This window comes from Pinibacter aurantiacus, from assembly GCF_019130065.1.
Classification (GTDB): domain Bacteria; phylum Bacteroidota; class Bacteroidia; order Chitinophagales; family Chitinophagaceae; genus Pinibacter; species Pinibacter aurantiacus.
This window is the reverse complement of the sequence record NZ_JAHSPG010000003.1, coordinates 631,004-644,033: the sequence shown is the minus strand read 5'-3', so window position 1 is coordinate 644,033 and position 13,030 is coordinate 631,004. Positions and strand designations below refer to the sequence as shown.

General features: G+C 41.5%; 13 protein-coding genes. 9 read left to right on the top strand and 4 right to left on the bottom strand.

Going from position 1 to position 13,030, the window contains the following annotated elements; genetic code table 11:
• Positions 1-143: 143 nt before the first annotated feature.
• The 4 genes from KTO63_RS08445 to KTO63_RS08430 are packed head-to-tail and all read left to right on the top strand — an operon-like array spanning position 144 to position 2,847.
• Positions 144-725, top strand: a complete 582-nt coding sequence (locus tag KTO63_RS08445; RefSeq protein WP_217790785.1) for a hypothetical protein — start codon at positions 144-146, stop codon at positions 723-725.
• Between the two features lie 13 nt (positions 726-738).
• Positions 739-1,428 carry a hypothetical protein gene (locus KTO63_RS08440; RefSeq protein ID WP_217790784.1) on the top strand — a complete coding sequence of 230 codons (690 nt, stop codon included), beginning with the start codon at positions 739-741 and terminating at the stop codon, positions 1,426-1,428.
• A 1-nt stretch (position 1,429) separates the two neighbouring features.
• Positions 1,430-2,170, top strand: coding sequence for a sensor histidine kinase (locus KTO63_RS08435; RefSeq protein WP_217790783.1), 741 nt, complete (start codon positions 1,430-1,432; stop codon positions 2,168-2,170).
• Complete coding sequence (locus KTO63_RS08430; RefSeq protein WP_217790782.1) at positions 2,170-2,847, top strand: response regulator transcription factor; 678 nt, start codon at positions 2,170-2,172, stop codon at positions 2,845-2,847. The genes KTO63_RS08435 and KTO63_RS08430 overlap by 1 nt, the downstream gene beginning before the upstream one ends.
• 140 nt (positions 2,848-2,987) lie before the next feature.
• On the opposite strand, the gene KTO63_RS08425 is transcribed toward KTO63_RS08430, so the two are convergent.
• Both KTO63_RS08425 and KTO63_RS08420 read right to left on the bottom strand, forming a co-directional pair.
• Positions 2,988-3,719: a LytR/AlgR family response regulator transcription factor gene (locus KTO63_RS08425; RefSeq protein ID WP_217790781.1), complete on the bottom strand. Its 732-nt coding sequence runs from the start codon at positions 3,717-3,719 to the stop codon at positions 2,988-2,990.
• A gap of 93 nt (positions 3,720-3,812) precedes the next feature.
• Positions 3,813-4,856, bottom strand: coding sequence for a sensor histidine kinase (locus KTO63_RS08420; RefSeq protein ID WP_217790780.1), 1,044 nt, complete (start codon positions 4,854-4,856; stop codon positions 3,813-3,815).
• Positions 4,857-5,039: 183 nt separating this feature from the next.
• Here KTO63_RS08420 and KTO63_RS08415 point away from each other — a divergent pair, with 183 nt between their 5' ends.
• The 5 genes from KTO63_RS08415 to KTO63_RS08395 all read left to right on the top strand — a co-directional run bounded on the left by KTO63_RS08415 (position 5,040) and on the right by KTO63_RS08395 (position 11,153).
• On the top strand, positions 5,040-6,140 hold the full coding sequence (locus KTO63_RS08415) for a PCMD domain-containing protein (protein ID WP_217790779.1): 1,101 nt from the start codon (positions 5,040-5,042) through the stop codon (positions 6,138-6,140).
• 12 nt (positions 6,141-6,152) lie between these two features.
• Complete coding sequence (locus KTO63_RS08410) at positions 6,153-6,920, top strand: porin family protein (protein WP_217790778.1); 768 nt, start codon at positions 6,153-6,155, stop codon at positions 6,918-6,920.
• A 235-nt stretch (positions 6,921-7,155) separates the two neighbouring features.
• Positions 7,156-9,078, top strand: a complete 1,923-nt coding sequence (gene dxs / locus KTO63_RS08405) for a 1-deoxy-D-xylulose-5-phosphate synthase (protein ID WP_217790777.1) — start codon at positions 7,156-7,158, stop codon at positions 9,076-9,078.
• A 157-nt stretch (positions 9,079-9,235) separates the two neighbouring features.
• Positions 9,236-10,258, top strand: a complete 1,023-nt coding sequence (locus KTO63_RS08400; RefSeq protein ID WP_217790776.1) for a helix-turn-helix transcriptional regulator — start codon at positions 9,236-9,238, stop codon at positions 10,256-10,258.
• Positions 10,259-10,502: 244 nt separating this feature from the next.
• Positions 10,503-11,153, top strand: a complete 651-nt coding sequence (locus KTO63_RS08395) for a murein L,D-transpeptidase catalytic domain-containing protein (RefSeq protein ID WP_232373088.1) — start codon at positions 10,503-10,505, stop codon at positions 11,151-11,153.
• Positions 11,154-11,231: 78 nt separating this feature from the next.
• Here the strand turns inward: KTO63_RS08395 and KTO63_RS08390 are convergent, their stop codons facing one another.
• Positions 11,232-12,413, bottom strand: coding sequence for a DUF6600 domain-containing protein (locus KTO63_RS08390; protein ID WP_217790775.1), 1,182 nt, complete (start codon positions 12,411-12,413; stop codon positions 11,232-11,234).
• Between the two features lie 128 nt (positions 12,414-12,541).
• Complete coding sequence (locus KTO63_RS08385; RefSeq protein WP_217790774.1) at positions 12,542-12,877, bottom strand: HesB/IscA family protein; 336 nt, start codon at positions 12,875-12,877, stop codon at positions 12,542-12,544.
• Positions 12,878-13,030 lie beyond the last annotated feature (153 nt).

The following is a 13,030-nucleotide window of genomic DNA, read 5'->3' as shown; positions in this document are numbered from 1 at the left end:
TATCTAATTGATATTGAACGCTACAGTGTTAGAACGCCTTTTTATGCGTAGTTATACGCATAATTACAGGGCACAAGTACTACTGTATATTATCCGCCCTTGTGCTACATTTCGCCCATTAATTTTTATCTAAATTTTTTTGTATGAAAAAAATGTTCTTTTTTTCTGTCTTTGCGCTCTTTACAATTGCTTTTTTATTTTTAGGTTGTAGTAAAGATGTGCAGGAAAAGGAAATATCCGTTGACCGTAGCAATGTAACCAAACACATTATTAGCGTGAAGCTTGCAAATTCATACACACACAAATTCAGAACTGTGTATGATAAATATACTCAGTCACAAGGTGCAATGAAAAGTGCAAGTATAGGATCGTCGGCGGCCAGTGGCGGATGCTCGCTTGATCTGCCTATTGCAGAATCTTTTAACAGGGATGTAATTGCGCTTCTTTTAAATCAAAAAGATGCAACCGGTGGTATTGCAGCAGGCATTCGCATGTATTATGGCATTAATGAAAATAACGAAGTTTGTCTTGTATTGACGCCTTATGATAATAACGGCAAAGACATCATCAACAACTTGTCGAAATCGGCTCCAGTGGCAATCAAATTGCCTGGCGTTAACACTGCTTCAGCTCAAACCGTTGGATTGGATGATGGCGGTGTAATTGAAAGAGGACAACGTTGTCCTACAGTTTGCGATTTAACAAGTCCGTTGTTGTTACCATAGAACCTCGAAACACATGAGAAGAACACTCTTTTTGTTTATACAAAGTAATTCGATCTTACTGCCACTTATTCCGGGCCTGTTACGCTTTCCTTATATAGAGAAGAGCTACAGGCCCTTTATTCTGTTATTGCTGATAGGTTTCATTAACGAGATCATCAGCTTCATTTCTATTAATATTTTTAAAACAAACGAAGTATCGTCAAATCTTTACCTTTTAGTAGAGGCAATGTTTTTGTTTTATCAGTTTCACGTGTGGGGATTTTTAAAATCTAAAGACAAGGCCTTTTATTTATTTACAGGTGTGTTTGCAATTATGTGGATCATTGAAGAAATACTCTTCGGTCAAATTACAAGCAACAGCCGCATTTTTGTGATCAGCTATTCTTTTGCCGTAACGCTTCTTGGCATCAATCAAATCAACTACATTATTATCCACGAAGACAAAAAACTACTACGCAATGGCAGGTTCATTCTGTGCATTGGCTTCATTATTTTCTATATTTACCAGATATTATACGAAGGTGCATTGTATGTAAACCCTTATCTTGATGATAATTTCGAAACAAGTAACCTGATCATCCTATTTTTCGGGAACTTGAATTTCTTGGTGAACATTTTATATGCAATAGCAGTTTTTCTGATCCCGGAGGAAACAAAACTTCCCTTCACTTTGGAAAAGCTGAACAATATGGAAAGGGGTTGACATGGATTCTCAACATTTATACACTATCGTAACGATAGCAATACTGATAGCCATTATTATATTGTTTTTCGTTACCTCAATTGTTATGTATCACAGGCGTTATGTAGCACTGCAAAAAGAACGGATTTTTGCAGAAATTACCATGCAGGAAAACGAACGGAAGCGTATCGCTACAGATCTCCACGATGGTATTGGTCCCCTTTTATCAACCATTAAACTGAACATAAACAGCATAGATGTTGTTGAAGAAGGCGACAGGCTCATTATAACAAAAGCCGGAAAGCACATTGATGAGATCATCAAAAGCATGCGGCAAATCTCTTATAACCTTTTACCAAACACACTTGAAAGAAAAGGATTGATAGAAGCTCTGAAAGAGTTTGTGGAGCATGCAAACGAAACAAAGACACTGCAGGTGCATTTGCAGATTGTGCAGCATTTTGATGTGTCGCCGGAAAAATCTATTCATATATTTCGTATGTTGCAGGAGATTGTACACAACACCGTTAAACATGCCAAGGCCAAAAACCTGCAAATAGGTTTGGGCGCTGAGGAGAACCATATTTTGATTTTGACGAAAGATGATGGCTGCGGTTTTGATCCTTTAAAAGAAAAAGACAAATCTTCCGGGGGGCTGGGACTAAAAAGTATCGAAAGCCGGGCAGATGTTTTAAATGCGAAACTGGTTATTGATACCGGGCCATCAAAAGGAACAAGTTATTTTATTAAGATACCGATATAATGTCCCAGAACCACGACCAGATTAAATTAGTAATTGCAGACGATCATGAGATTTTTAGAGACGGTTTAGCACTGATGCTAGCCAAGCAGCCCCATATAGAGCTTGCCGCACAGGCTGAAGATGGAAATGAACTGGTGGACATTGTGAAAAAATACGAACCTGATGTGATTCTCACCGACATCAAAATGCCGCGACTGGACGGCATCGCAGCCACTCAGGAAATCCTTAAATTATATCCCGCTGCCAAGATCATCGCGCTTTCCATGTTTGATGAAGAAAGCCTCATCGTAGACATGCTGGAAGCCGGCGCCAAAGGCTATCTACTTAAGAATGCAGACAAACAGGAAATTCTCGATGCCATAACAGAAGTCTATAACGACAAAGTTTTCTATTGTCGTCATACCTCCGCAAGGCTTGCGAGCTTAATTGTAAAGAGCAAATTCAATCCGCATAAAAAGCAACAACTTCCTGCCTTCACCGACCGCGAAAAAGAAATTATCAAACTCATTTGCAAACAACTTACCGCGCAGGAAATAGGCGAACAACTCTTTCTCAGCAAAAGAACTGTCGAAGGCTATCGCATAAAAATTCTTGAAAAAATGAACGTAAAAAACACCGCCGGAGTAGTGGTGTATGCGTTGAAGAATAGTTTGATCAGTGAAGAGGAACTTTTGTGAGGAATTAATAATTAATAATTAAGAATTAATAGGTGCAGCTTACTAAGAGAAATGACTGGGCCTCTGTTCAAAACATAATAGGGTTGCATTCAATGAAGAATGCAACCCTATTAATTACTAATTATTAATTATTAATTTTCCTACAAGCTCATCATTTCCTTAAACTTCACCGTCTGTCTTCTGCTTACTTCAATTTTTTCGGCACCTTTTAATTCAAGTAACAGGCCGCCATTAAAGTAAGGTTCGATCTTTTCGATCATGCGAAGGTTTACAATATGCTTTCTGTTTGCACGGAAAAATACTTTCTCATCAAGCCTTTCTTCCAAAGCATTAAGCGATTTTAATATTAAAGGTTTGTTGGGGCCAAAATATACTTTTGCATAGTTGCCCACGCTTTCAAACAATCTTATCTCGCTCAGTTTCACAAACCAGCAGCGCTCTCCATCTTTTACAAACACCTGATCGTTCTCGCTAAGCAAACTCTTGTTTGCATTTTCAGAGGACACCTGCATATCTTTTTCCTCTGCATTTTGCAGTTTTTGCACAGCATCTGCCAGGCGCTTCGGCTCAATTGGTTTCAGCAAATAGTCCAACGCATTTACTTCAAATGCTTTCAACGCGTACTCATCATATGCTGTTGTAAAAATTACATAAGGCACACGATTAAGTTCCGAAAGCATTTCAAAACCCGTTTTGCCCGGCATTTGTATATCAAGGAAAATAAGATCAGGATTCAGCGATTCAATTTTTTCCAATCCCTCATTGGCATTCGCTGCCTCTGCCACCACTTCAATTTCAGGAAAATCAATCAACAGTTTTTTAAGTTCCGTTCTTGCCAAACGTTCGTCGTCAATTAAAACAGTTTTGATCATGGTTTTTTCAGTTGAGAGTTGAGAGTTGAGAATGGAGAATGGTAGGTTGAAAAATTTAACTCTCAACTCTCCATTCTCAACTCTCAACTACAATTATATTATCGGTATCAGCACCCTCGCTTCCACCGTATTATTGTTCAGTTCACTAATGCTAAAGTTAGCTTTATTCCCGAAAAGAAGATGAAGCCTGTTCTGCGTACTCGTCAGTCCAAAACCTTCGCCGCCAATTTCGCCATCCAGCTTTCCGGAATTTTGTACGATCATTTCGTGATTGGAGCCCTTGAAATCTGAAATTATTTTCACCGTGCCACCATTCATTTGCTTGCTGATGCCATGTTTGATAGCGTTTTCAACCAACGTTTGCAACATCATTGGGGGGACCGGTTGATCAAGCGTATCGTCATTAATTAGATATTCTACCTGCAAGCGATCTTCAAAACGAATGTGCTCCAGTGCCAGGTAATCTTTCACAATGTCCAGTTCTTTTTGAAAAGGCACCGTTTCAGATTTATCCGTTTTCATACTGCTGCGCAAGAGGTTGCTCAGTTCTGTAATGGCCTGTCTTGCTCTTCCCGGATTTTCGTCGATCAAAGCCCTGATACCGTTTAACGCATTGAAAATGAAATGAGGATTGATATGCGACTTGATGGTTTTGAGTTCCAGTTCCTTTACCAGCGATTCCAGCTTAAGAGTATCCACTTCCTGTTTTCGGCTTTTTTCAATGTAATGATAGAAGTAGTAGATGATCACCCAGGGAATGATAAAGAGGCCATTGTCGAGGGTAGATGCCAGAAGGCGGGTAGAAAAAGTGATCTTTTTTGTGGTGTCAACCAGGTTAAACAAATTCACAAGACCCAGGTAAAGCAAGCTGAAGAGGAAACTGGTAACCACCACAGTAAGCGCCAATCTTGGCATAACCTTTTCTACAGGAAGCAATAGCCAGCCCGATCTGCGAATAAAGTTCCGGAGTAAATGCGTAGCAAAAATACCAGAGAAGAAAAGAAGCAACAATCTAAAAAAGAAACGATTGGTAAGTTCTTTTTCAAAGGTGTACGCAAAAAAGATCATCGAAAGGGTAACCACACCCCATCCGGCAATCTGGCAGAACCAGTAGTATTTGGAACTTTTATTCAGCATATATGGCAAAGCTAGTTATAACGGTCACCTAAGATAAAGGATTTCTACTAATGGCTAAATAGCTGGCTTAACGGGACGAAGGTGCCTGGTTCGCCCTCGTCGGTTGCTAAATTTACATGCGTAAAGAGCTGATAATCTCTTAATTCTTGCTAACTTTCCATTACGCACTATTAAAACCTATCAATGATAAAACTCATCAGGCAGCTTTCAATTTGTTTCCTTGGCATGGCCTTGTGTTATGGCTGCATCAAAAGCGCACCATTAAGTCCCGAAGCAGATATCGAAACTTTCACCATTGATTCCAGCTATCTCGACGTTAACAAAATAACCATTGATCAGATCAACAGAACCATTTTGCTGTACATAAAAGGCGACTCGATAGATAGTCCGATCAAGCCTGTGATTACAACAACCAAGGGAGCAAGTGTGTCCCCCGCTTCCGGCGTTCCTGTTGTATTCAATCAGCCGGTTGAGTATACGGTAACCTCAGAGGATGGGCAGAATCACAAAAAGTACACAGTAAAAGCTGTGGCGGTAACGGGCCTTGAATATGAATTTGAAAACTGGATGCAATCCGGAAGCGATAACCGCGTATACGAGCATCCTGTTGAAATAAACAATGGTGTTACAGAACCTATTTGGAGCTCTGGCAATCCAGGTTTAACCATTGTAAACGATCCGCCTTATCCTACGCAGAAAACAACTGACAGCTACCAAGGGCAATACGCGGCCCAAATAACAACTATGCCTGGCACTGTGTTGTTTGGCCTGGGCGCTCCGTTGGCAGCTGGTTCACTTTTTCTTGGATCGTTTGAGCTAAATATTGCGCAGCCTTTACAATCAACCAAATTCGGACAGCCGTTCGCCAAAGCCAAAAAGCCGGTTCGCTTTACAGGGTACTACAAGTATGCGCCCGGTCCTACTTATTCTCAGTTCGTAATTACAAACGGCAAAATAACATCCACGCCGATTTCCGGAGCACAGGATACTTGCGCCATCTATGTCATCGTGTTTCGTGGCAGCGATCCGCTGGATGGCACCAACGTTAGCAATTCCCCCAGGATCATAGCAAGAGCGGAACTGAAGCAGGGGCTTCCGGCATCCGGATATACAGCCTTCAACATCCCGTTTGAATACTACGATGATCATATCGACTGGAAAAACGAAAACCTTTTGTTCACGGTTGTTTTTTCTTCCAGCAAAGGAGGAAATGAATATCGCGGTGCACTGAATAGTCAACTAAAAGTAGATCATGTAGAAGTGGTTTGTGAGGATGTTAATTAAATCAATACAATTATGAGAAAAAACATAATGAAAAACTTTTTGCTGTTGGTTGTTTTGACAGGCGCATTGACGACTGTTGGTCAGCAAAACCAAAGCGAATTCAAACCCTCGTTCAGACAATATATACTGGCGGGGTACAATTTTGGAGGAACCGCGCCAACACCTATGCCCAATACTATTCGCAAGATCAATGCGTGGTGGCCGGAGTTTAATCCCTCGCTGGGATATGAAGTGGATTATGTGTTTAATGAACATTGGGGAATAGGCGGCGCCATTAAACTTGATTACAAAGGAATGGGTACCAAGAGTGAAGTGCTGTACATGCATACGATCGTGGATATTGAAGACGGCGACAAGCCAGGCAAGTTTGAAGGTCTGTTTGTGGGGCACAATAAAACAGTTGTAAAAAACGCATATGTTACATTACCACTGCATGCGATCTATTATCCTGATAAAAACTGGAAAACCCAGCTGGGTGTTTACTTCGGTTATTTATTTCATGGAAGCTTTAGCGGCGAAGTAACCGATGGCTACATCCGCACGCCCGATGCAGTAGGAGAAAAGATAGCGATCGATACGGCAACATTTGATTTTGACGACGAAATGAGGAAATTTGATTTTGGCTTACAGGCCGGAGGTGAACGCCGGATTAACAGTAAGATATCGGTAAACGGCAACCTTAGCTGGGGATTGCTGCCCCTGTTTCCAAAATCATTTCACGGAATGGATTTCAGCATGTACAATATCTTTTTTACCCTGGGGATAAGCTACAAGTTGTAAGTGATGGGTAGAGACGCATGAAAATGCGTCTCCTGAAATACGGGGTGTTGGTTGTAAGTTATTGATAAGTATTATTTTAGTTTATTGATCAGGTCAAAAAGTAGGACAATAATTTGGCAAATTTGTTTAACAATAAATGTTGCCATAATTCGCCTTGAAAGTCTTAAAAATATGATCTTTGCAAATTCTGAATAATTGATAAGTACTGAATATCTTTAAGGTATAGAACGAATACATGGAAATTAAAGCTGGCCCCATATTAGCAACAATTGATTCTCCTGCAGACTTGAAAAAGCTGGGCAGGGAACAATTAAATCAAGTGTGCGATGAACTGCGCCAATACATCATTGATATTGTGAGCGTGCATGGCGGCCATTTTGCGGCCAGCCTTGGAGTGGTGGAACTAAGCGTGGCACTTCATTACGTTTTCAACACGCCGTACGACCAGTTGGTGTGGGATGTGGGTCACCAGGCTTACGGCCACAAAATACTAACCGGCCGTCGGGATAATTTTTATACCAATCGCAAATACAACGGGTTAAGCGGTTTCCCTAAAAGAGGCGAAAGCGAATATGATACTTTTGGTGTAGGACACTCTTCTACCTCTATTTCTGCGGCCCTCGGTATGGCCATGGCTGCGAAATACAAAAAGGAAGACAGAAAATCTGTTGCTATCATAGGCGATGGTTCCATGACCGCTGGCCTCGCATTCGAAGGTATGAACCACGCAGGCGTTGCCGATGCAGACATGTTGATCATCCTGAATGATAACAACATGAGCATAGATCCGAATGTAGGCGCGCTCAGGGAATATCTTACAGACATCACTATTTCTCCGACTTACAACAAGTTCAAAGACGATATCTGGAAAGCGCTGGGCAAATTGCCCGTAGGTAAAACATTTACCCGCGAAATGGCGAGCAAACTCGAACATAGCATTAAAAGCTTTTTGAGTAAAAGCAGCAATTTGTTTGAGTCGCTTAACTTACGCTACTTTGGCCCGATCGATGGTCACAATATCACCAAGCTGGTAGATACACTGGAAGACCTGAAGAAAATTCCGGGACCAAAATTGTTGCATGTGCTCACCGTAAAAGGGAAAGGATATTCACTCGCAGAAAAAGATCAAACAAAATGGCACGCACCGGGATTGTTTGATAAAATAACTGGTGAGATCTACAAAAAGAAATTCGACACACCCCAGCCGCCAAAATACCAGGATGTATTTGGCCAAACAATTGTTGAGCTGGCAGAAAAGAACGATAAAATATTTGGTATTACACCTGCAATGCCGAGCGGCTCTTCATTAAAAATAATGATGGATAAAATGCCGGATCGCGCATTTGATGTAGGTATTTGCGAGCAACATGCAGTAACATTGAGTGCCGGTATGGCAACACAAGGGATGCGTGTTTTCTGCAATATTTACTCATCATTCATGCAAAGAGCATACGACCAGGTGGTGCATGATGTTGCCATTCAAAAACTGCCCGTTGTTTTCTGTCTGGATCGTGCGGGATTGGTAGGAGAGGACGGCCCTACGCATCATGGAGCATACGACATTGCATATATGCGCTGCATTCCAAACATTGTGGTAAGCGCACCAATGAACGAAGCAGAACTTCGCAACCTCATGTATACTTCGCAACTGGAAGCAAACGAATATCCTTTTGTGATCCGTTATCCACGTGGAGAAGGAGTAATGCCTGAGTGGAAAACGCCAATGGTGGAAATTCCAATTGGCAAGGCAAGAAAATTGAAAGACGGCGATGAAATAGCGATTCTTTCGCTTGGACATCCCGGCAACTTTGCGGCGAGTGCTATTCGTAATTTAAAAGCTGACGGCCTTAATCCGGCGCATTACGATATGCGTTTTGCAAAACCTCTCGATGAAGAAACCTTGCACGAGGTATTTGCGAAATACACTAAGATCATCACGGTAGAGGATGGAACCGTTGTGGGAGGGTTCGGCAGTGCAATACTGGAATTTATGGCCCAACATAACTACAGCGCAGAAGTAAAAATTATGGGAATTCCTGATCGAATTGTTGAGCACGGTACACCGAAACAATTGTACAACGAGTGCCACTACGATGCTGATGCAATTGCCGATGTTGTTCGTGAAATGATGAAAGACAAGATCACCATTTTGGGTTAATTAAGATTTTCTTTAACATATTAGCATTCATAACTCAAGCCTGTTACCCGTAACAGGCTTTTTTAATTTGTCCTTTTTCTATACACATTTGTCCTTTTATGAATCTCAGGCTACTAAAGATTATAAAACTTCGCCATTCAATTTTAGTAGTCTGTTTATGGCCTCGAATATTACCTTTTCGCTTTCTTGCGAACACGGCATTCAATGTTTAAAAGAAACGCAAATCATAGACGTTCAATCGAACGGCGACATTCATTCATCGGGATATACTTCAGAATGTAGCGAAGGGGCGAATCATTTCTTCGGATTGGAAAAGGGATTTTCACTGATTATTTCTAAGTTTTACTGCGCGGACGAAGTCATATTCACTAAAAATCCGGCAGATGAAAACACTATTGTGATTGGCTACGAATTAAGCGCCCATCCCATAAAATATGAATTGGAAAGTGATGGTTTGTCCATCACAAAGCAGATACTTCAGAACAACGTGCTTTCTTTTTCCAACGCTTTAACATTAAAAATATTACCGGTAAAAAGTTCCATTGTTCAACATTTATGGATCGTAATTACGAGAGACTGGCTGAAAGAGAAAACGGAATTCATCATGTCCCAGGATCTTGAAAAAGTGAACCAGCTGTTTGCTTTGAAAAAGAAATTTAGTTTGCGAAAATCTTTGCAGCGCGAGCTTTCAGTCGTTCACCGTGTACTCAATTATCCATTTGCAAATACTCCGGAAACAATCGCTCATTTTGAACTAAAGGCAGCAGCGAATGAGTTGCTCTCCAACTACATAAAAAAAGCATTGATGCTAAAAAGTAGCGTGGCTGATGAAAAAATAGTGCGACCAGAGGTTCTCAGGATGCGTGAAATCAAAAGCTACATCAGGCAAAATGTTTTACGCGGCACACCTATTTCACTACCTGAACTGGCAGATAAATTTTCCATGAGTGAAGCCAGTTTAAAAAGATATTTTAAAAAGTTTGCCAGCACCACTTTCACAGATTTTTACAATAACGAAAGGCTGAAAAAAGCTTTCGATGTTATCAGTAGCGACAGGAACAGTACTATACAGGAAATTGCCGGTCGGCTGGGCTACAAAAACACCTCTCACTTTGCAAAATCCTTCAAGACATTTTACAACTTTTATCCCAGCGAGATCAGGAGCAGGTTTTCGGCGTAGGGAGTAACTGAATAGCTGAATAACTGAATAACTGAAAGTTGTTAGTTGTTGGTTGTTGGTTGTTAGTTGTTAGGCTTTCTGCGCAGGGTTCCTTACCAACAACTATCAACTAACAACCAGCAACAGGCCTTGAGACTTCAGTTATTCAGTTACTCAGTTATTCAGTTATCTGCATCCAGGTTTTTTGTAAAAATCTGAGGAAAGTTATGGAAAACGGTGGCCCCCGCATCTCTAAGGAGCTAATATGAAACTCCTGAAAAGATTATTCATACTTTTTGGCCTATTGCTGACAGTTATGTTGTCGGCAGCCGCCTTTTATTACTATTCTCTCAAAAAAATGCCTTCGGCAAATGAAATATTGAAGGCAAATATTTCTTATAAAAACAGCACCGCATTTAAGATAGTGGCTCCTTCCCTGGTTAAATATTCTTCTCAACACAAGATGAGTAACCGCTACATATTCTTTGTTGACATGCATATTGCATCCGGCAAAAACAGGTTTTTCGTGTACGACATCCAGAAAGATTCCATTGTTAACAGCGGTCTTGTTGCGCATGGAAGATGTAACCAGGAGTGGTTGGAAGGGCGCAGATATGGTAACGAAGTTGGCTGCGGTTGCACATCCCTCGGGAAATACAAAGTTGGAAATCCTTACAGCGGGCGTTTTGGAAGAGCTTATAAATTGGTTGGCCTTGATTCAACCAACAGTAATGCTTTTAAACGATTTGTGGTTTTACACGCACATCAATGCGTTCCCCGGAAGGAAGTTGATCCGCTTGGCATTTGCCAGAGCGATGGTTGCCCTACCGTTTCACCTTTGTTCCTGGAGCACTTAACGAAATATATCGATTCCTCAACAGATCCGATTTTACTCTACATATACGACCGAACCTGATAAACCCTACCTCCTATGTGCTAAAAGTCCCGGTGCAAGACCGGGACTTTGTTTTTATGTAAAAGCTGTTTTTCAAATCTAGTGTTGTGGCCTTCCCTGCTGTGGGTGCGGCGTTGGTTGTGGCTGTGCATGCGGCATGTTTTGCGGTTGCGGCCTTGGTTGCTGCATCTGCTGAGGCTGATGTTGCGGCTGCTGGCGTATTTCCGGTTGACGCACCGGCTGTGGCTGCTGATGCACTTCGCGTTGCACAGGTTGCGGAGCCGGATGATTCACGTTCTGTGGCCTGCTGTTAGTTGCAGGAGCAGGATTTATATGTTCCGGTGCACTATTTCTGTTCGTATGTACTTCTTTGTTAGAAGGCATATTGTTCCTGTTATGATTAACATTTACCGATGGCCTGTTCGCATTTTCATTTGCCGGACGGCTTACATTATTGTTTAGCGGCCTTTCGTGATTCACATTGTTTGGCACAGTTGTGTTTACCGGCCTGCCGTTATTTGGTCTGTTCGGCGCAACGTTCGCACTGTTGTTACTTGGAACCGCATGGTTATTGTTTCTGATAACTGGTCTGTAAATATTCACCGTGTTATTGGCAACATTGGTTGTGCCCGGTCTTGAAGCGTTATTTACATGCATCGTTGTTACTGGTCTGCCCACAGTTCTTTCCACATCTGCACGACGCGGTCCGCTCACATATCTTGCATTGTTATAAACGTTGGTATTGTTGATCACCGTTGTTTTGTTGATGATGGTAACATTCTGCGACCTGTTTACATAGTAGTTATGAATTTGCGGAGAAGTGATGTACCTCACCGGCACAAAACACCAGCGGTCCGCAGGTACAACGGTTACTGAGATACCTACACCGGGAGATAATGGCGCCCATCCGTAATAATCGCCGCTGCTGCGCCAGCTAACCCATGCCGGTGCCCACTCGTAGCCCGGAACCCAGATCCACCCGTAGGCATTGTCGTAGGCCCAGCGACCGTAGTGGAAGGGTGCCCAGCCCCAATCGTAGTCGGAAACCCATGTCCAACCATAATCCGTATATGCCCAGTGGCCGGCAGTTTCGTATGGGGTGAAGCCGGGAGTATTACAAATCCAAACACGTCCATAGCTACCATAATCTATCCACCTCCCGTAAGGACTTAGTGTGTTATAAAATACGTTTATGTCCACATCCTGTGCTTTCAGGGTATTGTTAGGCATTGCCGAGACCAATGAAAATGAGATCAGCAATACTTGTATAATTCGTTTCATAAGTGCAAATTTTTCAACTATATGGGATGAAAAATCGTGCCACCGGTTTAAGAATCGATTCTTAAATAAAACAAAAAAGCAGACCTCTTTAAAAAGTCTGCTTTTGTAATGTAGTTAAAATGAAATATTTACACTGCGAAGCTTTCTCCACATGCGCAAGTTCTTGCTGCATTTGGATTGCTGAAGAAAAATCCTTTTCCATTCAGTCCGTCGGAGAATTCCAAAGTGGTATTTACAAGGTATAAAAAGCTTTTAAGGTCGGTTACTACTTTAATGCCTTTATCTTCGAAAACCTGGTCGCCCGGTTTTTGTTCGTGATCGAAGTCCATTTTATAGCTCAAACCTGAACATCCACCGCCTACAACAGATACACGTAAAAAGTAATTTGAAACATCGTTATCACCTGCTGTTTCTACCAGTAATTTTTCCACCTTCTCCTTTGCGTTGTCACTTATAAAAATCATACTGTTTAGTTTAATTTTTGTAATGGGTAATCTGAAAATGCTCCCATTGATCAAGTTCAAAATTACATTTATTCTTAATTAATGACGAAAGTCATTTGTTAAAGCTGTGAGCTTTGAGTAATTCAATGTTGCTTGTTAGGCTGTTTGGAAAAT